The sequence below is a fragment of the Jiella endophytica genome, assembly GCF_004519335.1.
GTDB lineage: Bacteria > Pseudomonadota > Alphaproteobacteria > Rhizobiales > Rhizobiaceae > Jiella > Jiella endophytica.
In genome coordinates this window covers 607099-627506 of sequence record NZ_SOZD01000003.1, presented here as the reverse complement: position 1 = coordinate 627506, position 20408 = coordinate 607099, and the positions used below count along the sequence as shown (strand labels likewise).

Here is a 20408-nt window from a genome sequence, read left to right as displayed (position 1 = left end):
CGCGCGCCGCTTTTTGACTGCGGCCCGGGCCTCTCAGGCCGGGACGCGCACCGCTTCCTGAAGCTTCGCCCAGTCGCGCGCCCAAGCGCGCTTCGTTGGCTGCGGGATGAGGTCCAGCAGATCGTCCCTCGTCGCCAGCGGCAGCTTGGCTGCGATGGCGATGTTGGCGAGCGCGTCGACCATCGTGTCGTGCACCGCCGAGCCCGGCTGGCCGCCGAACTCCCGAATCACCCTGTCGAACTGCCGGTTCAGCGCCTGTTTCAGGCGCAGCAGGCCGATGTCGGGGGTCTTGTTGCGGAACTCCTCCTCGACCAGTTCGATCGTGCCGCCCTCGACGCCCATCGCTTTCATCAGCGTCTCGTTATAGGCGCTGTTGTTCTGCGAATCGTAGATGAGCGGGTGGACGCGGGCCGCGCCGAACTGCTCCCTGAGCGCCGCAAGAACCGTCGAATAGGACATGAAGGGCTTGTCGGCCATGCTGTTGGCATATTGCCGGAACGGCACATGGTAGAACGTCGCCCGGACCCTCTGCATGTAGTTGCTGAGGGCGAAGCTGATATGCTCGCGAAAGCCGACATGGACATGCACCTCGTCGAAGCGCGGCACGAGACTGTCCCTGATCGCCGCGATCTCCTCGAGGGGACGGGTGGCCACCGTCTCTTCCGAGAGGATCACGGTGTGATAGGAGGTCGCTTCCTCGGCCAGACCATCCAGCCATTTCCGGATGGCGTCGGCCCGTTCGCTGTCCGAGCTGACCTGCAGCTTCTGGTCGATCTTCTTGTTCTGGACTGGCGAGCCGATCGCCTGCAGGACACGATGCCGGTTGTCGATCGTCGCGGGAAACAGAATACCGTGGCCGGCCAGAGACTTGCGGGATTTCTCAAGGGTCGACTGCAGGCTCGTGGTGCCGGTCTTGGGATATCCGATGTGAAGATGAAGTTCGGGCATCAGGCGGGTCGCAAGTTGGCGGGGCATTTGCTCGTCGAGCGGCGATCTGGCAGCGAACCCGCATGCATGGGCATTTCCGTTATGTCAACGACTCGATTCCAAGCAGACAAGGGCTGCGAGCCTGGTCTTCGCGGTTGGGCTGCCTGAAACCGGCGGGATTCGCTCCAGCCTGTCCTGCGGCGATGTGTAGCTCATCAGATACGAAGGCAGGCCTGCTCGTCCAGTCCGCAGACCGCCAAGTTTCGCGATGTCCCAGCAGTTGTTTCGGCGTCCCTTTTCCGAGTCGGGTGTCAAGTCAGCGTCCGGACGCAGGCGCGCCGGGACGATCGCCGGACGGCTCGGTCCGCCGGTTGGCGTTCGGGGCGCACCGTATCGTCCGGCAAGCCGCGCGTTGCCTTCCACCGGCGGGTATGAAAGCTTGCCGCCTGACCGATCCAAATGGGCGACACGACCGCAATCCATGCAGCTGATTCCAACGTCAATCACGGGAACATCGCAGGGCGCGGTCCCGCCGCTGCCTGGAAACCGCCTGCCGGACGTCGCGCAGGAGTTTCGGTCGGTGCCGTGGATCACCGCCGATCAGCCGGGCTATGGCAGAGTGCTGGAGGGGCTGGCCGGGGATGCGCCCTTCACTTTCTGCAAGATCAACCACGGCTTCTGGGAGCGCCTCGCACGGCTGGAGCGTCTCGGGATCGGCCGGGCCGATTTCGCGACCGCCGACGGCGCCGAACTCGACCGGATCCTCGGCATCGAGGGCAGCCGCTTCGCCGAGGGCGGCATGGTGGCCGATCTCCTCGCCTGGATGGCCGACAAGCCGGATCTTCGCCGTGGCCTCTGCTTCGTGCCGAGCCTCGAACCCTGGCCGAATGCCGACCGCATCGAAGGCACGCCGATGGAGCATCGGGCGACCTGCGAGAGCCTGATCCGCGCATTCGTTCCCGCCGGGCATCTCGCCGATCTCGCCGCTGCAGGCTTCAGCGGCCACGAGCTGAAGGTGGCGATCATCACCGGCGGCATCGCGCGTCTCCTCGACGCGCTGAAGGGCCGGCAGGTGATCGTCATGAGCAATGCCCAGAACCGCGCCTTCATCGACGTGCTGGAGCCGGCCAGCGTCGACGTCATCGACGTTCATCCGAAGGAGGCCAGGCTCGATCGCGACGACATCCGCGAGCGGCTGTTTGCGGCGATCGCACTCAGGCAGGATGCGCCCCGGCCGCCCGTGGTGCTCGCCAGCGCCGGCGGCGCGATGTCGACCTGGTTGGCCTTCCAGGCCTGGGAGCGGTTCGCGCGGCTGCATTTCATCGATCTCGGCGGCGCGATGGCGGCGTTCCACCGGGAGACGGCGAAGACCAACTGGATCGTTCTCTACCGCCGCCAGATCGCCGAAAGCCTGGCGCGGATTCCCGCCGTCGCGCCCCGGGTGCCGCCGGCCCTTCGGCCGAAAGCGAGCCGCCGCGATACCGCCCTCTTGGCGCTTGCCCGCGATGCCGGCGTGTCGGGGCCGAAGCGCCGGGACGAGGTGCTGGCGCCGGTGCCGGAATTGCCCATCCCGTTCATCGAGAACAAGACCTACGACCATTCGCGGCTCGGCGAATTCCTGGCGCTCTCGGTCGCGGAGAACCATCACGCCAATGGTGGCCCGCTGGTCCGGCTGCTGGAGCGGGCGGTGGAAACGGTGATGGGGCTGCCGGAAACGCGCCGGGTCGTCGCCGTGTCGAGCGGCACCGCGGGGCTGCATCTTTCCTGCGGCTGGCACCGCGTCACCAGCGGCGCGACGCGCTGGGTGACCAGTGCCTTCAACTTCTTCTCCGCCGGCATCGGTCCGCTCGCGGAAACGCTGGTCCTTGATTGCGACGCCGACGGGCGCTTCGACCTCGACGCGCTGAAGGCACTGCCCAGGGACAGCTATGACGGCGTGGTCTACACCAACGTCTTCGCCCAGCAGGCGAACTGGGACAGGGTGGCGAAATTCTGCCGCCGGGCCGGGAAGGCCTTGGTCGTCGACAATGCCACCGGGCTCCTCGACCGGCCGAAGAGCGCGCTCCTCGACAAGGCCCCGCTGGAGGTCGTCTCCGCCCACCACACCAAGCCCTGGGGCGTCGGCGAGGGCGGTTTTGTCGTCTGCGATGAAGATCAGGCCGAGACGATCCGCAATCTGGCGAATTTCTCCGCTCGGCTCGATCCCTCGACGGCAGCTTCTGCCCAGAACGCCAAGCTCAGCGATCTTGCCGCCGCGGCGATCCTCGACCGGCTCGAGCGGATGGCCGACTGGGGCCGGCTCTATGCGTTGCAGGAGCGGCGGATGAAGTCGCTGATGATCGATGCCGATCTCGGCATTGAGCCCTTCGGCGGCCTGTCGAGGGTGCGCTCGCCGCGCGCTCACACGGCCTTCCTGGCGCCCTGGCCGGTCGACATCCATGCCGCTGCGGGGCCGGTGACGCTCCGCAAATATTATCGCCCGCTCCGCACCGCCGCGACACATCCGCTGCCGACACCCGTCGCCGACGATCTCTATGCCCGGATCTTCAGCCTGTCGAACGCGCCGGAGATGCGTCTTGTCGCCAATGGTGAGATCATCGACCAGGTGCAGCGGATGGTGAGGGCGGGTCGGTGACCCCTCTCGACGCGCCGATCATCCTCCTCTGCTCGGAGCGCTCGGGAAGCAATCTGATCGCCAAGATCTTCGACGCCCATCCCGCCGTCGCCGCGCCGGGCGCGGCGCATCTCTTCCGGATCATGATGGAATGCGCCTCCCGCTATCGCCGCGGCAGCAAGGCATTGCGGCAGGCGACGCTGGAGCTGTTCGATGCCAAGATCAGCTCATGGGCGATCGATGCCTGGACCGAGGCGGAGCGCGCGGCCTGCCTTGCCGAATGCAACAGCGCTCCGGAGATGGCCGCCGCACTCTACGCCGCCGAGGCGCGGGCGGCGGGCAAGCGCCACGTCCTGTTGAAGGAGAATTCCGCCTTCGCCTTTCTTCCGGCGATCCTCGGCACCGCCACGTCGCCGCGGTTTCTGTTCATGGTGCGCGATCCGCGGGACATGGCGGTCTCCTGGACGAAGGGCCCGGTGATGCGCGGCGGCGTCGTCCGCGCCGCCGAGCGCTGGATCAAGGACCAGACCGGATCGCTTGATGCGCTCGCCGGCCGTCCAGCCGGAATGAAAGCCGCGGCGCTGAGATACGAGGATCTGCTGGCGGATCCGGAGAGCGAGCTGCGCCGGGTCTGCGGCAATCTCGATCTCGAATTTTCCGCCGACATGCTGGGCTTTTCCGAGCGCAGCCGCTCGGCGGCGGTGGATGCCGGACGCTCGGCCATGTGGTCGAACCTCGGCAAGCCGCTGCTCTCGGACAATGCCGGCAAGTTCCGTGCGGCGCTCGACGACGACCAGATCGCTCTCATCGAGGCCGTCGCCGGGCCGCTGCTTGCAGCGCTCGGCTACGAGAGCGCGAGGCCCGGCCTCCCGGCCTTCGGCTCGTATCCCGACTTCGCATCGCTCCATGCGGCGCTTGCTGCGGTCGAGCCCCATGACAAGCCGGCCTATCTGGAACTGCCGGAGACCGAGCGGGCCCGCTTCGAGGCCTGGTCGCGGCTGGTCGGCAAGATGCGCGCGCTGCCGCGCCTCGCGCCCGAGGAGTTGTCGGGAAAGGAGGCGTGAGTGCCGCGTCGCATCGCGATCATGCAGCCCTATCTCTTTCCCTATCTCGGCTATTTCCAGCTGGCCCGGAAGGTTGACGAGTTCTGGCTGCTCGACACGGTGCCGTTCATCGAACAGGGCTGGATGAACCGCAACACGCTGAGGGCCGGGGCCGAGCGGGGCCTCTTCACCCTGCCGGTGGCGGCTGCCGCCCACGATGCGCCGATCAGCCAGCGGCGCTTCCATCCGAAGGCACGGGCGGCACTGACGAAACTCCATCGCCGCATTGAGCAGGGCTATGCCCGTGCTCCTCACCGGAATCGCGCGCTCGGGCTGGTCGCTTCGGTGGCGGCGGCGTTCGAGCATCTGGATCTGGATTTTACCCGGCTCACCGAATTCGCTCTGGCGCGCAGCTTCGAAATCCTCGCGGTCGGAGCGCCGATCAGGCGCATCTCCGAGCTTCGCCTCGATCCTGCCTTGACCGGGCAGGACCGGATCATCGCCGCCTGTCGCGAGATCGGCACGAGCGAATATCTCAACATGGAGGGCGGCCGGCAGCTCTATGACGGGCGAAGCTTCGCCGATGCCGGGATCAGGCTTCTGTTCCTCGCCCCCGACCTGTTGCCCTACGACCAGAATGGCGCATCATTCCTGCCGGGCCTCAGCGTCCTCGACGCCATCGCCCATGCGGACGGCGAAGAGCTGCGAAGGCTGGTCGACGCCGGCCGCATGTCAGATGCCGCATCTTTCGGCTAGCTCATGAACATTCCGCCTGTCACAAATTCGACAGTCCATCCGCGCAACCATGCCGCTGCGGCGCGGCCGCGCCGCAGGCTTTTCGGCCGCGGATGACGGAAAATCGGGTGATGCCTGCAACGCCGTTCTCCCATGCGGCCTGCCGGCGTCGCTGCAAGCTTGCGCCTGCCCTATTCGTCAAGTAGGCAGACGCGGCCAGTGGAGTTGGAGCAGGTATGACGCAAGAGCCCAGCGCAATGCTGATGTTCGCCAATCTCGGCGAGACGCATCCGGCGATCCTTGAAGGCAACCGGCTCGCTCTGGAGCGGCAGAAGGCGTTTCGCGCCGAGCGGATGCCGCCCGCCGAGCGCCGGGCCGCCCACAACAAGCTGAAGCATCAGTTTCCCTTCCACGGCTTCGTCGGCTGCCCGGTCGGTCCGCTGACGCCGATCATGTTCTCCGCCAATGACGACGTCGTCGCCTGGAACTATTTCTGGATGGGCGACTACGAGAAGGACATTCTCGATCTCTGGTACGAGGTGACCAGCAAGACCAAGGTGGCGCTCGACATCGGCGCCTATACCGGCCTGTTCTCGCTGGTCGCGGCGATGAACGGCAACGAGGTGCATGCCTTCGAGATCGTGCCGCGCACCGTGGAACGCGCCAAGATCAACGTCCTTGCCAACGGGCTCGAGAAGAAGATCCAGCTGCATCCCTTCGGCCTGTCGAACGAGGACAGCGTCATCGACCTGCACATGCCGCGCGGCCAGGACTTCCTCGGCACCGGCAATTCGATCGACATGAAGACGAACAAGCCGCTGGCCGACAAGACGCTGGCCTATGTCCGCTCGTTCCAGACCTTCGCCAAGGAGGTCGAGCTCGGCAGCTTCGGCGCCCTGAAGATCGACGTCGAAGGCCACGAATTCGAGGTGCTGTCGACAATGAAGCCGCTCCTCGAAAAGCACCGGCCGACGATGATCATCGAGATCTCCGGCCGCAACAAGCCGGCCGTGCGCGGGCTTTTGAAGGAGCTCGGCTACCGGGTGGAATCCCTGAAGGGCATGAACCACGTCGCCTATCCCTGATCGGGCGGCGGCGCGTCTGCTGCCGGGTCCGCGGCGCATCCATGCCGCGCCGGTGGGGGCGGGCCGGCTTCGGTCCGTCGCCGGGGATGACGAGCAGACGACACGAGACGGTCCCAAGGCCGCGCAGTGAGTAGGGAATTTCGTGAGGGTGAGCGGAGCTTGGGTATGACGAAATCTGTTGTCGCGTCCCGTCGTGACGGTCTGGGCGCCCGGCTCATGGCCGTCATCAATGCGATGTACGTCGCCGACGAACTCGGCTTCGAGTTCAAGTTCTTCTGGCCGGGAATCTACACCGACAAGACCTTCCACCAGGTGGAGGGGCCGGAGCAGATCTTCAGCCGGTCGTTCATCGACCGGCACTTCCTCGCCGAATATGACGAGAGCCGCTACATCACGATCCGCCTGCCGGAGATCCCGAAGAAGGTGCTGCAGCGGCTCGATCAGCCGGGCGGTCCGGAAGGCCTGTCGCTCAACGTCTACAAGCGGATGGCGGCGGTCGGCGCGACGCGGTTCAACCGGCGCAAATTCGCCCATTACTGGAACCGGATCGAGTTCGTCGACCATCTCGAAGACCTGCGCTGGCGCCATGCCGCAGGGTTTCCGGATTTCGACGTCGGGCTGCATGTGCGGCGCGGCGACATCCTCGAAGGGATGAACCGTCTCGCCCTCTATAACGGCAAATACACGCCGGTCGCCGTCGCTGACGGCCTGATCAATGACTTCAAGGCGCGCAACAAGCAGATCGTCCTGTTCAGCAATGACGGGGCATTCATCCGCCGCTACGAGACCGGCGACGTCGTCGTCGGCATCCAGTCCTTCTATGAGCGGTTCGGCGTCGAGGGCGAGCTGCAGAAGTCCTTCTTCGACATCATGTCGATGTCGAAATGCTCGGTCCTTCTGGCCCGCAACTCCGCCTTCGCCAACCTAGCCAACACGATCGGCACCGATGGCATCGAGGATCCGGTGACCTTCTACCAGTCGATCCTCCTGCGCGACCACCTGACCCGGCGGGCGGGCGAACTCGGCACCACCGATCTCGAAAAGGCCAAGGAACTGCAGTGGGCGGTGGACGAGCTTCCCGCCGCGATGGACAACGGCCTGAAGATCGAGCTTCTGGAAGCTGCGTCCTCCTTCGATCCGACCAACTGGACCTATCGTCACCTGCGCGCCATGGCGTTCATCGCGGCGGGCGATCTGCCGTCGGCGGAGACCGAGTTCCGCGCCAGCGCCGAGGCCTATTTCGAGCGCAACGGCCGGCTGCTTCCCGAGTTCTTCGGCCGGCCGAACGTCTTCCACACGCCGAGCATGGAGTCGCTCACGGCACGGGAATGGCCGTCGCCCTTCATCGCCGCCCATGCCGCCGCCCAGCGCTCTGTGACGAAGGACCGCGAGGCCGCTGTGCCGATCGCCCGCAAGGCCTTCCGGATGGAGCCCGGCCATCCCCTGCTGCGGGCCTTCTTCGTCCAGCGCCTGCTCGATGCCCATGGCTACGAGGAGGCCGAAGCGGTCCTTGCCGAGGAAGGCGGCGTCTCCGACGCGCCGGTCTTCGTCCGGCAGCGCGCCACCGTCCTGGCCTGGCGCAAGCGGTTCACCGAGGCGGCCGAAACCGTCGCGAAGCTGCGCTGGTCCGGCGGCGACGACGAGGACCTCCGCATCCTCCACGCCCACTATCTCTCCCAGGCCGGCAAGACCGAGCCTGCGGCCGGGATGGTGGCGGATATCGACGCGGCCGGGCTCGACGACATTCGGGCGATCCTGCGGATCGTCGGCATCGATCTCAGCGCGGGCCGGATTCCAGCCGCCCGCAAGGCGCTCTCCAGCGCCCAGGAGAAGTGGCCTCAGGATGCAAGGCTGAGGTCCTGGGAGACCAAGGTCCAGGCCCGCGAGGGCTAGCGGCAGGCGCTCCCGGCACCGGCGAAAGGCGCCGGGGGCAATGGTTGCAGGGGCGGCGGATAGAGGATAGGTGATGCCGGACGGTTTGACATCGGGCAGGTCTTCGCGTTCGCTGGCGAAGCATCCCCTCGTCTCTTCGGGGCGGGACGTCGGTTTTCGAAGTTGTGGCGTGTCAGTGGTACGACGAACGGTGACTGCCCCTTCGGAAGTTTCTGCGTATCTTGATGCCGGAACTGGCGGCCCTGACCGCGAACGGTGTCGGACTGATCGCTGCCGCTGCGACGGCGACGCCTCGAGACGGCCCCGTTCTGCGGGCTTCCCCTTCGACATCGACATGGCAACAGGAGCTTAGTGCAGCCCATGGGTGATAGCCGCAAAGTCGCCTTCATCACCGGCGTGACCGGTCAGGACGGCGCCTATCTGTCGGAGCTCCTGCTCAGCAAGGGCTACGTGGTCCACGGTCTGAAGCGGCGCTCCTCGTCGTTCAACACCGCCCGCGTCGAGCATCTCTACGAGGATCCGCATGTGGAGGATCCGCGCTTCATCCTGCATTATGGCGACCTCACGGATGCGACCAACCTCATCCGCATCGTCCAGGAGACGCAGCCCGACGAGATCTACAATCTCGCCGCCCAGAGCCATGTGCAGGTGAGCTTCGAGACCGCCGAATACACGGCCAATGCCGACGGCATCGGCACGCTGCGGCTGCTCGAGGCGATCCGGCTGCTCGGCCTGAAGGACAAGACGCGCTTCTACCAGGCCTCGACCTCGGAGCTTTACGGCAAGGTGCAGGCCGTGCCGCAGGACGAGACGACGCCGTTCTATCCGCGCAGCCCCTACGCCGCGGCGAAGCTCTATGCCTACTGGATCGTCGTCAACTACCGCGAGGCCTACGGCATCCACGCCTCCAACGGCATCCTCTTCAACCACGAGAGCCCGCGGCGCGGCGAGACCTTCGTCACCCGCAAGATCACCCGCGCCGTCGCGGCGATCAAGCTCGGCCTGCAGGACCGGCTCTATCTCGGCAATCTCGACGCCAAGCGCGACTGGGGCCATGCGCGGGACTATGTCCGCGGCATGTGGATGATGCTGCAGCAGGACGAGCCCGACGACTACGTGCTCGCCACCGGCGAGACGCATCTCGTCCGCAGCTTCGTCGAGATGGCCTTCCGCGAGGTCGGCGTCGAGATCGAGTGGCGTGGCGAGGGGGTCGAGGAGAAGGGCTACGACGCCGCCAGCGGGCGGCTGCTCATCGAGGTCGATCCGCGCTATTTCCGCCCGACCGAGGTGGACCTCCTGATCGGAAATCCGGCCAAGGCCCGCGAGAGGCTCGGCTGGCAGCACGAGACCAGCCTGCAGTCGCTGGTCAGCGAGATGGTGCGGGAGGACCTCAAGGTGATGGCCGAGGTCGAGCCGCGCGACAAGCCGAATATGGGGCTCGTCCATGCCTGAGCTTCTCTACGACCTCAAAGGCAAGCGGGTCTGGGTCGCCGGCCATCGCGGCATGGTCGGCTCGGCCATCGTGCGCCGGCTGGCCCCGGAGGGCTGCGAGGTCCTCACCGCCTCCCGCCAGGAGGTCGACCTCAAGCGCCAGGACGCGGTGCAGCGCTGGCTCGCCGAGAAGCGCCCCGACGCGATCTTCCTCGCCGCGGCGAAGGTCGGAGGCATCCTTGCCAACGACACCTATCCGGCCGATTTTCTCTACGACAACCTGATGATCGAGGCGAACATCATCCAGGCGGCCCACGAGGTCGGCGTCGAAAAGCTCCTGTTCCTCGGATCGAGCTGCATCTATCCGAAATTCGCCGAGCAGCCGATCAAGGAGGAAGCGCTTCTCACCGGGCCGCTCGAGCCGACCAACGAGTGGTACGCCATCGCCAAGATCGCCGGCATCAAGCTCTGCCAGGCCTATCGGCGCCAGCATGGCGCGGACTTCGTCTCGGCGATGCCGACGAACCTCTACGGGCCGGGCGACAATTTCGATCTGAAGGGCAGCCACGTGCTGCCGGCGCTGATCCGCAAGGCGCACGAGGCCAAGCTCGCCGGCGAGCGCGAGCTGATGCTCTGGGGCTCCGGCACGCCGCGCCGCGAATTCCTGCATGTCGACGATTGCGCCGACGCGCTGGTCCATCTGATGAAGCACTATTCCGACGACACCCATGTCAATGTCGGCTCGGGCGAGGACGTCACGATCAACGAGCTTGCCGAGACGGTGTGCCGGGTGGTCGGCCTCAAGGCCGAGCTGAAGCACGATCTGACGAAGCCCGACGGGACACCGCGCAAGCTGATGGATGCGGGCAAGCTGCGGGCGCTGGGCTGGCAGCCGAGGATCGCGCTCGACGACGGCATCGCCGCCGTCTACGAGACCTTCAGCCGGGAATACCAGCCCGCCAACGCCTGATCTGGGACCGAAGGGCAGAGGCTTTCGCCCGTCGCGGGCGACGAGCGGATTTCAGAGAGAAAAGGTCCGGGCCGCGATGCGGCCCGGGCCTTTTTCAATTCACTTGTCCTCGTCGGTCGGCGTCTTGACGCGGTCCTGATACTGCCGCGAGCGCTCGGGCAGGATCTGCAGCGAATCCGGCTGGCCGAGCTCGGTATTGCGCAGGCGCCAGTAGCCGCGGCCCATCGTCTGGTAGATCTTGCCGTTGTAGCCCTGGAAGATGTAGGCGGCATCCTTCCGATGCATCGCGTCGATGCTGTTGTCCTTGATGCCGAGTTTGGGGAACTCGTCCGAGCGCACGAAGATGCCATTGACCTTGGTGACGCAGGCGAGTTCGTAGCCCTTTTCCTTGCCGAGCTTGATCAGCGCGGCCAGCGAGCATCCCTCGTTGATGCTCATGTCCTTGTCCTGGATGAACACCACCTCGTTGGGGACGGTCGGGTTGAACTCGATGACGACGACCCGCGGTCGGTACTTCTTCACCGATTCCCAGATGTACCAGTCGTTGCCGTCGATATCGATGCTCAGGAGATCGAAGTCCTCCGGGATCTCGGTCGTCGCGAGGTAATCCTCGAGGGTGTTGACGCCCGGCTCGTAGCCGACCATGGCGTGGATCTGGCGGACGCGATCGTTGTCCTTGAAGTTCTCCTTGAGGGTCTCGAACTTCTTGCCGTTGCCCTCGATCTGCACGGCGTACCAGCCATGCGAGCGGATCAGGTCGCAGGTGTTGCTGAGATGGACGCCGTCCCAGGCACCGAACTCGACGCACCACTTGTTCTTGGTGCCGATCAGATCGTAAAGGGCGCCGAGAATGCCGTCTTCGCCGTTCTGCGAATGGACGTTCTTGGCGTTGTTGAGAAGAAAGGTGCTCTCGGCCTTCCGTCGATCGGTACTTTGAACCTCAATGACCGGCATTGGTCGCCTTCCTCTGGAGCGTGAATGGTGCGCACGGAAAACCCCGTACCCGCGTCACAAAGCATAGGCTCGTGCCGCAATCCAGTGTCTTTTTGGCATGCCGCCGGCGGTCGGCGCTGACGTAACGGCGCTGTGCCATCGGCGACACCGCCGGTTCCGTGGATCGGCGAGGCGTGGCGGCACAGCCGAAGGTCTTCCTCAGCAATGCCGAAGGATCAGGAGCGCGAATCCAGCGAGGCCTGCAGTGCCGTCCAGTCGTCGTCCCACTGGCGCTTGGTATTGCGCGGGATCGAGTCCAGAAGATCGGCCTTGGTGGGAAGGGTGATTTTCGCAGCCGAGACGACCGTGCCGAGTGCGTCGATGATCGCGTCGTGAACGGCACCATTGGCCTTGCCGTCGAAGTCCTTCATCATCTGTTCCATGCGACGATTGAAAAACTGCTTCAGGAACAGGACTTCGATATTCGGCATTTTGTTGTAGAGCTCGGTCGGCGTTTCCAGCCATTCGGCCTCGACACCCATGGAAGCCAAAAGGTTCTTGTTGAAGTCGTGGCTGTTGGCGGCGTCGTAGACGATCGGATGGACGTTTTCCGGGCCGAAGATCGTGTCGAACCTCTCCAGGACCTGGGAATACAGCATGAAGTCCTTGCTGGCGAGATTGCGCACATAGTGCCGGAACGAGGCGTGATTGAAGGTCGCCTTGACGCGCTGCATGTAGTCGCTGATGGCAAAGCTCTCATGTTGCCGGAATCCGACATAGACATGGACTTCGCTGAAATGCGGGGCGAGCACGGAATGGATCTCGGCGAGCTCCTCCGGGGCCCGGGTCGCCAGAGTTTCTTCGGAGAGAATCACACTGTCGTAGTCGGCCGCGACTTCGGCAAGACCGGCAACCCAGCTGTCGATACGGGACTTGCGCTCGTCGCTCGATGAAACGTTGAGCCTCTTGTTGAGATTCTGATTGGTGCCGTCAGACCCGATCAGCTGCAAGACGCGATGGCGATTGTCGATCGTCTCGGGGAACAGAACTCTGTGGGCATCCAGAGACTTTCTCGACCTGGCCAGCATGTTCTGAAGACTGGTTGTTCCGGTCTTGGGATAGCCGAAATGGATATTGAGCTTGGTCATTGCTTCCCTACCTGCCGCCGCAGGCCGTAATCATGTCGTATCGTCAAGTCGACTGTCAGCTTAATTGCGCCGGAGTGACAATTGAATTGCAGCTGTTTCGAGACTCGATACTTCTTCCAGATACCTAGCTTATGCATGGCCCGCAAGGGTTCCAAGAGGTCTGCGACGATTCGGCAATAGCGGCCGAATCCCTTGAAAAGACTTGCTGCGCCGAGATGTTCCCGGCAACCCCAACGCGTAGCCGGGAAGGAGTTTGGCACATCTTCGGGCCATCGTCTCAAAAGAAAGGACCGATGCCCGAACGCCCCGTGCGGGGAGCGGCGAGACGGCGTTCGCGCGGGATGCCGGCGTCGCCGCGCCATCGCTTCTGACGGCCGTTCGCGGTCTCCGCTCGCTGGACGCCGATCGCGGCGCTTCCAAGGCCGGATCGCCGGCCGGCATGGTTTAAGTCTTTGATCTTTCAGGTATCGACCGTCAGCTTGACAGGCGAATCCAGACTGACAATATTCGTTTTGCTCCGCTGCAAGCGCGCTTTTTTCGTGCCGGGTGATGTGTGATGAACAAACCGTCGGCAGCCTTCGCCGCTTCGCGCTTCGGCCTCGGTCTCAGGCGTGACGATGCCGATGCCATGGGACGCGATCCGCTCGCGGCGCTCCTCGGCGACATCGAAAATCCCAAGCCCCTCGCACGCGGCAAGACCTTGAAGCCGGCGTCCGAGATCCTTCTGGCCATGCGGGAGTTCCAGGCCGCGCGGGCAGAGCGCCTCGCTGCGACCGGGTTGTCCGGCCGTGCCCGCAAGAAGGCGAGCGAGGCGGCGATGTCGTCCGACGATGCCGGCAGTTCCGCAATGGCCATGGAAAGCAGGGCCATGGAGAGCCAGGCCATGGAGAGCGGGGCCATGGCGGACGGCTCGCCGGCGAAGATGAAGTCTGGTGCGACGAAGGCCTCCATGGAGGAGAAGAAGCCGCCGCAGGGGGCCTTCTACCGGGCCGATCTCGCAGCGAAATCGGCGCAGCTCCAGAACGCCCCGATCGGCTATTTCGAGCGGCTGGTCGATTTCTGGTCGAACCATTTCGCGGTCGAGCTCGGCAAGAACGCGATCACCCTCGCGACCACCGGCGCCTATGAGCGCGAGGCGATCCGTCCGCACGTCCTCGGCCGCTTCGAGGACATGCTGCTCGCCGTCGCCCGCCACCCGGCGATGCTGACCTATCTCGACAACCGCATCTCCTTCGGCGTCAACAGCCAGCTGGTGGAGCGCAACAGCCGTTTCGGGCTGAACGAGAATTTCGGCCGCGAGATGCTCGAGTTGCACACGGTCGGCGTCGACGGCGGCTACGATCAGGACGACGTGCGGGCCCTCGCCAATGCCCTGTCGGGATGGACCTTCGGGCTCAATCCGCGGCAGCCGGACAAGGTCGGGGTCTTCGCCTTTACCGAGCGGATGCACGAGCCCGGCCCGGTGACGGTGATGGGCAAGACCTATCCGCAGAAGGGGGAGGATCAGGCGAAGGCGATCATCGCCGATCTCGCCCGCCATCCGGCGACGGCCCGTCACCTGTCCCGCAAGCTCGTCCAGTCCTTCGTCGCCGACGAGCCGCAGCCAGAACTCGTCGAGCAGCTGGCGAAGGTTTACCTTGCGAGCGACGGCGACCTCTTCGCCCTCGCCAAGGAACTCGTCACCGCGCCGAAGAGCTGGGAGGCGCCGCGCACCAAGCTGCGCAGCCCGCAGGAGTTCCTGTTTGCCTCGGCCCGGGCGCTGAACGTTCCCATCAAGGCGGGCGAGGTGCGCCGCACCCTGACGGTGCTCGGCCAGGCCATGTGGCGGCCGACGTCGCCCGCCGGCTTTCCCGGCGATTCCCGCTACTGGCTGGCGGCCGATGCGATGACCAACCGTCTGGATGTCGCGCAATATCTCGGGGCGCGCAGCAAGTCGGGCGATCCTCGCGCCGTGGCGGAAGCGATGCTCGGCGATCTCCTGTCGGCCCCGACCAGGGAGGCGATCGCCAGGGCAGAAAGCCCGGGGCAGGCCTATGCCCTGCTTCTGATGAGCCCGGAGTTCCAGCGGAGGTAACCTCGTGGAGCGATGCAACTACACGGCCCTGACGCGCCGCCGGTTCCTGGCTGGAACCGGTGTCTTCGCCGCCTGGTCGATGATGCCGAAGGCGGGGTTTGCCGGCACCCGCGATCCGCGCTTCGTCGTCGTCCTGTTGCGCGGCGCGCTGGACGGCCTCGCCGCCGTCGCGCCGGTCGGCGATCCGAACTACCGCCCGCTGCGCGGCGCTTTGGCGCTCGGCGAGGGCGGCAAGGACGTCCTGCCTCTGGCCGGCAGCTTCTTTGCCCTCAACGACGCCATGCCGAAGCTGCACGGACGCTTTGCCAAGGGCGAGGCACTGGTCGTCCATGCCGCGGCGACGCCCTATCGCAGCCGCTCGCATTTCGACGGCCAGAACGTCCTCGAAAGCGGCCTCGAAGGCCCGTCGGGCACCCAGGACGGCTGGCTGAACCGGGTCGCCGTCGCTCTGCCCGCCGGCGAGCGGGTCGGGACGCAGCCGGGCCTTGCCATCGGCCCGACGATCCCCTTGATCCTCGCCGGCCCGGCGGGAACCCTCACCTGGTCGCCGCAGACCTTCCAGCCGGCCGTCGAGGACACCGCGCTGCGGCTTGCTTCGCTCTATGGCGAGAGCGACCAGGAGCTCGCAAAGCTTCTGACCGAGGGGCTCGAGACCGACCGGATGATGGCGAATTCCGCCTTCGACATCGAGAAGGGGCCGGCCAGAGCCTTCCGCATTCTCGCCAACGGCGCCGCCAAGCTGCTCGCCGAGGAAGACGGCCCGCGCCTTGCGGCGATCAGCTACGAGGGCTGGGACACCCATGTCCAGGAGGGCGCCGACAACGGCCGCCTCGCCAAGAACCTTTCCGCTCTCGACCTTGCCCTCGACGATCTTGCCGAAACGCTCGGCCCGGCCTGGAAGGACACGGTGGTGGCGGTGGTCACCGAATTCGGCCGCACCGCCTGGGGCAATGGCGGCGGCGGCACCGACCACGGCACGGCGACGACGGCCTTCCTGATGGGCGGCGCGGTGAAGGGCGGGCGGGTGATCGCCGACTGGCCGGGACTGCGCGAGGCCGATCTCTTCGAAGGCCGCGACCTGAAGCCGACGACGGATCTGCGCGCTGTGCTGAAGGGCGTGTTGAAGGACCATCTCGGCCTTTCCGAGCGCAGCCTTGCCACCGACATCTTCCCCGGCAGCCTCGGCGTCAGACCGATGGCCGGCCTCGTCGCCTGAAGACGCATCGGCTGAAGCCCGTCCCTCGAGAGACGGGCCTCCCGCGCGGGCGGCCGGGACTGCCATGGTCGCCGCCGTGACCGCCCCCCGACCCGTGCCGGACCTCGCCGCGCCGATGCCACAAAGCGGTTGGCGACAGCCCGGCACCGATGCTAGCCATGGGATGGATCGTCGGTCTCCCCGATGGTCTCGGCGTCTTGCGACCGATCGGCTTCTCGAACCGGACCTTCATCTGGACCATGGCCACATGACCGACCGTGTCTTCATCCTCGGCCTGGGCGCGCCGCGTTCCGGCACGACCTGGCTGCACAGCTATCTGTCGAGCCGCAAGGGCGAGGTCGATCTCGGTTTTGCCAAGGAATACCATCACTTCGACACGCTTTACGGCAAGCGGGCGAAGGAGCGCCTGCAGACCCTGCGCGAGACGGTCGAAGGGGTGATGACGCAGGACGATCCGATCCGGCGCAACCAGCGGCTCTGGCGCAAGCTCGCCTTTCTCTCCGATCCGAACGCCTATCCGGACTATTTCTCCGGGCTGATCTCCCGGCCCGGCGGCCCGCAGGTGACGGGCGACCTGACGCCAGCCAACTGGATCCTGCCGGCAAGGCACATGGCGGCGCTGGCCGAGGCCTTCGCCAGCCGCGGCGTCCGGGTCGTGCCGGTCTTCCTGATGCGCGATCCGGTGGAGCGGCTGATCTCCAGCCTGCGGCACACCGAGGTGCAGCGCCGGCACATCGACCCCACCGATCCGCTTCTCGATCTCCGGCAGGAGGGCGCCGAGACGTCGAGATACCGTTCGCGCAGCTGGTATCCGGAGATCCTCCAGCGGATCACGGACGTCTTCGGCGAGAACACCGGCTTTGTCGGCTTCTACGAGACGCTGTTCAGCGAGGCGGAGGTGGCAAGGCTCTGCGCCACGCTCGGTCTGCCCTATGCCACGCCCGACTTCGAGACCCGGGTGAATTCGTCATCGACCGCGACGCTTGGCGCAGACGAAGCGCTGAAGGTGCGGGCGGCGAACTATTACCGACCGACCTACGACTTCATGGCCGAGACCTATGGCAGCGAACGGATGCGGCAGATCTGGCCGGGATATGCCTATCTCGACTGATTGTCCGCTCGGGGCATCGGGCGCGACGTTCGCTCACGGCCAGGGCGAAGACACCGAACGCAATCCAGCAAGGCGGATTTCCGATTTGAACGAACGGACCTTCATCCTCGGCCTCGGCGCGCCGCGATGCGGCACCACCTGGCTCTACAGCTATCTCGCCTCGCGAAGCGGCGTCGTCGATTTCGGTGCCAAGAAGGAATACCACATCTTCGACGCGCTGTTCGGGCGGGAGCAGACCAGGCAGGTCGAGCGCATGAAGCGGATGGTCCGGCATGCGCTGGAAACCCAGGATCAGCCGCTGAGGCGGAACGACCATCTCTGGCGCAAGCTCTCCTTCATGTCCGATCTCAACGCCTATTACGACTATTTCTCGTCGCTGGTGTCGCGGCAGGACGGGCCGAGGATCACCGGCGACCTGACGCCGGCGAACTGGAACATGCCGCCGGCGCAGATGCTTCGCCTGAAGGAGGCTTTCGCGCCGCGCGGGATCAGGGTCAGGCCGGTCTTCCTGATGCGCGATCCCGTCGACCGCTTCGTCTCGGCCGTGCGCTACAGGGAACTGAAGCTGAAGCGCCGGGACAAGAGCGCCACGATCAACGCCCGTGCGCGGCCGCAGCACCGGGCGCCGAGCTGGTATGCGGACGTCCTTAAGTCCATCGAACAGGCGTTCGACAAGGACGAGGTCTTCGTCGGATTTTACGAGGAGATGTTTTCGCGAGGCGAGGTCGAGCGCCTCTGCGGGGTCGTCGGCCTGCCTTACGAGGAGGCCGAGTTCTCGACCAGGGTCAATTCGTCGACCGGGGCCGAGACCGTCGTGGACGAGGATCTGCGCCGGGACGTCGCCCGCCACTACCGGCCGATCTACGACCATCTGGCCGAAACCTACGGTGCCGAGCGGATGCGGGCCATCTGGCCCGGCTATGCGCTCCTGGATTAGGCGGTCGCGGCGAGTTCCCGCTCTGCCTTGGCCTTGATGGCGGCCTCGTCCCGGCCGCCGGGGAACTTCGCGAAGAACTGGCCGGCGAGATGGGCGGGGAACAGCGTGAAGATGTCCCGGCGGGTGTGCTCGCTCTGGTTCGCCGCATCGAGGAACAGCGCCACGTGGTCGGTGTAGGCGTTCATCAGCCGGCCGAGAACCGCGTCGATCTCCACCTTGTGGCCACGCCAGGCGGCCGGCCTGCGCAAGAGCCGCATGTCGTCGATCATGATCACGTCGTCGGGGTGGCGGCTGGCGATCACCGCTTCGATCTCGGCCGTGAGCGGGCAGTTCGCGGCTTCGAACTCGCCGTCGACGCCCTGGAAATGGGCGTCCAGCCAGTAGAGCCGCGGGCCCTTCATCGAGGGGACCATCGCGGGCAGTTCCTCGGCGCTGTCGCCGAGCCGCAGCTCGACCTTCTTCTCGCCGATCTCGCTCGCGAACCGGCCGCTGCACTCGTCGTGGAATTCACGCACGCATTCGATGCTGACGACGCGGTCGAACCCGGTCATCAGGGCAGCCTTGATGCCGGCGCCGTGGAAGGTTCCGGTTTCGATAAACGTCATCGGCTGAGACGCCGCAAAGAACCGGAGGATGCGATTGGTCGGACGGGGCATCGTAACGCTCGTTTATAGTTCCTCGGATATGAAACTGCGTATGCACCATATAGCGCGGGCCCTCAAGTCTCGCATTGATGACGCGGCGTCAGGTGGAGCGCCGCGGCAACTGCGCCGTTCCTCACGGCACTTGTGTCGAAGCGGCGCTTTACGGCACCGGTGCCCCGTCGAACGCCGCACGGACGCTCCAAGGCGTTGCATTTCCGTGCCGGGGCGACCGATGATCGATCGCGATTTTGCGCCGGTGCTGTGGCTGCGAAGCCGCGCCGCGGTCAGCCGAGCCGGTCAAGCGCCCGGCCGACGGCGGCGAACATCTCGTCGATCTCGGCCTCGGTGATGATCAGCGGCGGGCAGAGGCAGAAGGCATCGCCGACCGCTCGGGCGATCACGCCTTCCTCGAGCGCCGCCGCCGCCATCGCCGCGCCGGCCTCGCCCGGCTCGCCGGTCGGGTGAAGCTCGAGCGCGCCGAGCAGCCCGACGCCGCGCCAGGTTTTAACCCGCTCGTGTCGGGACAGTTCGTCGAGATGGGCAATGAAGCCCGGCGACCGCGCCCGGCAATTGCCGAGGAGGTCGCGCTCCTCAATGATCTTCAGATTCTCCAGCGCGACGGCGGTCGCCACCGGGTGGCCGGAGGCGGTGTAGCCGTGGCCGAAGACGCCGAGCCGCGAGGACTCATCGGCGATCGGCGCGTAGAAGTCCTCGCTCATCAAGATCCCGGCGATCGGCATGTAGGAGGAGGCCATCTGCTTGGAGATCACCATCACGTCGGGCTTGATGCCGTAGGTCTGGCAGCCGAACATGTTGCCGGTCCGGCCGAAGCCGGTGATCACCTCGTCGGCGACCAGCAGGATGTCGTATTTCTTCAGGACCCGCTGGATCTCCTGCCAGTAGTTTTCCGGCGGCACATAGACGCCGCCAGACGCCATCACCGGCTCGCCGAAGAAGGCGGCGACCGTGTCCGGTCCCTCCTCGAGGATCAGCTTTTCCAGATCGTCGGCCATGCGCTTCGAAAACGCCGCCTCGCTCTCGCCGGGGAGGGCGGCCGAGCCGTAGTCCGGGCAGTTGGTATGGCGCATGCGGTCGAGCGGCAGGTCGAAGCTGGCATGGTTGCGGGCAAGGCCGGTGATCGAGCCGGCGGCGATGGTGACGCCGTGATAGCCCTTCACCCGGCCGATGATCTTCTTCTTGTCCGGCCTGCCCAGCGCGTTCGAACGATACCAGCAGAGCTTGACGACGAGGTCGTTGGCTTCCGAGCCCGACGAGGTGAAATGCACCTTCGACATCGGCACCGGCGCCATCTGGATCAGCTTCTCGGCAAGCTCCACGGAGGGGCCGTGGGTCTTGTGGGAGAAGATGTGATAATAGGGCAGCTTCTCCATCTGCGCCTTGGCGACCTCGGCGAGGCGCTTTTCGCCGAAGCCGACCGCGACCGACCACAGGCCGGCGAGCCCCTCGAAATAGCGCTTGCCCTCGATGTCGAAGACATAGACGCCTTCGCCGCGGTCGATCACCAGCGAGCCGGTCGTCTCGTGTTTCCTGAGGTCGACCAGCGGATGCAGCTGGTAGGCCCGGTCGCGGGCCTCGATCGAGTTCGGAATGTCGTTCATGACGTGGCTCCTCCTGTGTCGCGGTTCG

General features: G+C 65.6%; 16 protein-coding genes. 11 read left to right on the top strand and 5 right to left on the bottom strand.

Annotation, left to right across the window (positions count from 1 at the left end):
* Window positions 1-33: 33 nt before the first annotated feature.
* Window positions 34-948 (bottom strand): hypothetical protein, encoded by a 915-nt coding sequence (locus E3C22_RS12835; protein WP_167591757.1) that lies wholly within the window; start codon window positions 946-948, stop codon window positions 34-36.
* Window positions 949-1507: 559 nt separating this feature from the next.
* Here E3C22_RS12835 and E3C22_RS12830 point away from each other — a divergent pair.
* From E3C22_RS12830 to fcl, 7 genes are all read left to right on the top strand, one after another.
* Window positions 1508-3562 carry a DegT/DnrJ/EryC1/StrS family aminotransferase gene (locus E3C22_RS12830; protein WP_134762409.1) on the top strand — a complete coding sequence of 685 codons (2055 nt, stop codon included), beginning with the start codon at window positions 1508-1510 and terminating at the stop codon, window positions 3560-3562.
* Window positions 3559-4605 (top strand): sulfotransferase family protein, encoded by a 1047-nt coding sequence (locus tag E3C22_RS12825; RefSeq protein WP_134762408.1) that lies wholly within the window; start codon window positions 3559-3561, stop codon window positions 4603-4605. Before E3C22_RS12830 ends, E3C22_RS12825 begins: the two co-directional genes overlap by 4 nt.
* Entirely contained in the window at window positions 4606-5340 is a 735-nt protein-coding gene (locus E3C22_RS12820) for a WbqC family protein (protein ID WP_134762407.1), read from the top strand.
* Between the two features lie 215 nt (window positions 5341-5555).
* The gene (locus E3C22_RS12815) at window positions 5556-6404 is read left to right on the top strand and encodes an FkbM family methyltransferase (protein ID WP_134762406.1); all 849 of its coding nucleotides are present in this window, start codon (window positions 5556-5558) and stop codon (window positions 6402-6404) included.
* 216 nt (window positions 6405-6620) lie between these two features.
* Entirely contained in the window at window positions 6621-8297 is a 1677-nt protein-coding gene (locus E3C22_RS12810; protein ID WP_134762405.1) for an O-fucosyltransferase family protein, read from the top strand.
* A gap of 360 nt (window positions 8298-8657) precedes the next feature.
* Window positions 8658-9749: a GDP-mannose 4,6-dehydratase gene (gene gmd / locus E3C22_RS12805; RefSeq protein ID WP_134762404.1), complete on the top strand. Its 1092-nt coding sequence runs from the start codon at window positions 8658-8660 to the stop codon at window positions 9747-9749.
* Window positions 9742-10698 (top strand): GDP-L-fucose synthase, encoded by a 957-nt coding sequence (gene fcl, locus E3C22_RS12800; protein WP_134762403.1) that lies wholly within the window; start codon window positions 9742-9744, stop codon window positions 10696-10698. The genes gmd and fcl overlap by 8 nt, the downstream gene beginning before the upstream one ends.
* 99 nt (window positions 10699-10797) lie before the next feature.
* Here fcl and E3C22_RS12795 read toward each other — a convergent pair whose 3' ends face one another.
* Both E3C22_RS12795 and E3C22_RS12790 read right to left on the bottom strand, forming a co-directional pair.
* On the bottom strand, window positions 10798-11652 hold the full coding sequence (locus E3C22_RS12795) for an FkbM family methyltransferase (protein ID WP_134762402.1): 855 nt from the start codon (window positions 11650-11652) through the stop codon (window positions 10798-10800).
* Between the two features lie 215 nt (window positions 11653-11867).
* A complete protein-coding gene (locus tag E3C22_RS12790) occupies window positions 11868-12779 on the bottom strand; it encodes a hypothetical protein (protein ID WP_134762401.1) in 912 nt (303 codons plus the stop codon).
* Between the two features lie 556 nt (window positions 12780-13335).
* On the opposite strand from E3C22_RS12790, the gene E3C22_RS12785 reads away from it, so the two are divergent.
* From E3C22_RS12785 to E3C22_RS12770, 4 genes are all read left to right on the top strand, one after another.
* On the top strand, window positions 13336-14853 hold the full coding sequence (locus E3C22_RS12785) for a DUF1800 domain-containing protein (RefSeq protein ID WP_134762400.1): 1518 nt from the start codon (window positions 13336-13338) through the stop codon (window positions 14851-14853).
* A gap of 4 nt (window positions 14854-14857) precedes the next feature.
* Window positions 14858-16069 (top strand): DUF1501 domain-containing protein, encoded by a 1212-nt coding sequence (locus tag E3C22_RS12780; protein ID WP_245514965.1) that lies wholly within the window; start codon window positions 14858-14860, stop codon window positions 16067-16069.
* Between the two features lie 247 nt (window positions 16070-16316).
* A complete protein-coding gene (locus tag E3C22_RS12775) occupies window positions 16317-17180 on the top strand; it encodes a sulfotransferase (protein WP_167591756.1) in 864 nt (287 codons plus the stop codon).
* 85 nt (window positions 17181-17265) lie between these two features.
* On the top strand, window positions 17266-18117 hold the full coding sequence (locus E3C22_RS12770) for a sulfotransferase (RefSeq protein WP_167591755.1): 852 nt from the start codon (window positions 17266-17268) through the stop codon (window positions 18115-18117).
* Here the strand turns inward: E3C22_RS12770 and E3C22_RS12765 are convergent.
* Entirely contained in the window at window positions 18114-18722 is a 609-nt protein-coding gene (locus E3C22_RS12765) for a hypothetical protein (protein ID WP_134762397.1), read from the bottom strand. The genes E3C22_RS12770 and E3C22_RS12765 overlap by 4 nt on opposite strands.
* A 323-nt stretch (window positions 18723-19045) precedes the next feature.
* Window positions 19046-20380 carry an aspartate aminotransferase family protein gene (locus tag E3C22_RS12760; RefSeq protein ID WP_134762396.1) on the bottom strand — a complete coding sequence of 445 codons (1335 nt, stop codon included), beginning with the start codon at window positions 20378-20380 and terminating at the stop codon, window positions 19046-19048.
* Window positions 20381-20408 lie beyond the last annotated feature (28 nt).

What these genes read in the sequence shown, in the direction of transcription:
- E3C22_RS12835 (WP_167591757.1), bottom strand. Translation starts at nt 948, where the DNA reads ATGCCCGAACTTCATCTTCACATCGGATATCCCAAGACCGGCACCACG.
- E3C22_RS12815 (WP_134762406.1), top strand. Translation starts at nt 5,556, where the DNA reads ATGACGCAAGAGCCCAGCGCAATGCTGATGTTCGCCAATCTCGGCGAG.
- E3C22_RS12810 (WP_134762405.1), top strand. Translation starts at nt 6,621, where the DNA reads ATGGCCGTCATCAATGCGATGTACGTCGCCGACGAACTCGGCTTCGAG.
- gmd (WP_134762404.1), top strand. Translation starts at nt 8,658, where the DNA reads ATGGGTGATAGCCGCAAAGTCGCCTTCATCACCGGCGTGACCGGTCAG.
- fcl (WP_134762403.1), top strand. Translation starts at nt 9,742, where the DNA reads ATGCCTGAGCTTCTCTACGACCTCAAAGGCAAGCGGGTCTGGGTCGCC.
- E3C22_RS12795 (WP_134762402.1), bottom strand. Translation starts at nt 11,652, where the DNA reads ATGCCGGTCATTGAGGTTCAAAGTACCGATCGACGGAAGGCCGAGAGC.
- E3C22_RS12790 (WP_134762401.1), bottom strand. Translation starts at nt 12,779, where the DNA reads ATGACCAAGCTCAATATCCATTTCGGCTATCCCAAGACCGGAACAACC.
- E3C22_RS12785 (WP_134762400.1), top strand. Translation starts at nt 13,336, where the DNA reads ATGAACAAACCGTCGGCAGCCTTCGCCGCTTCGCGCTTCGGCCTCGGT.
- E3C22_RS12775 (WP_167591756.1), top strand. Translation starts at nt 16,317, where the DNA reads ATGACCGACCGTGTCTTCATCCTCGGCCTGGGCGCGCCGCGTTCCGGC.
- E3C22_RS12765 (WP_134762397.1), bottom strand. Translation starts at nt 18,722, where the DNA reads ATGACGTTTATCGAAACCGGAACCTTCCACGGCGCCGGCATCAAGGCT.
- E3C22_RS12760 (WP_134762396.1), bottom strand. Translation starts at nt 20,380, where the DNA reads ATGAACGACATTCCGAACTCGATCGAGGCCCGCGACCGGGCCTACCAG.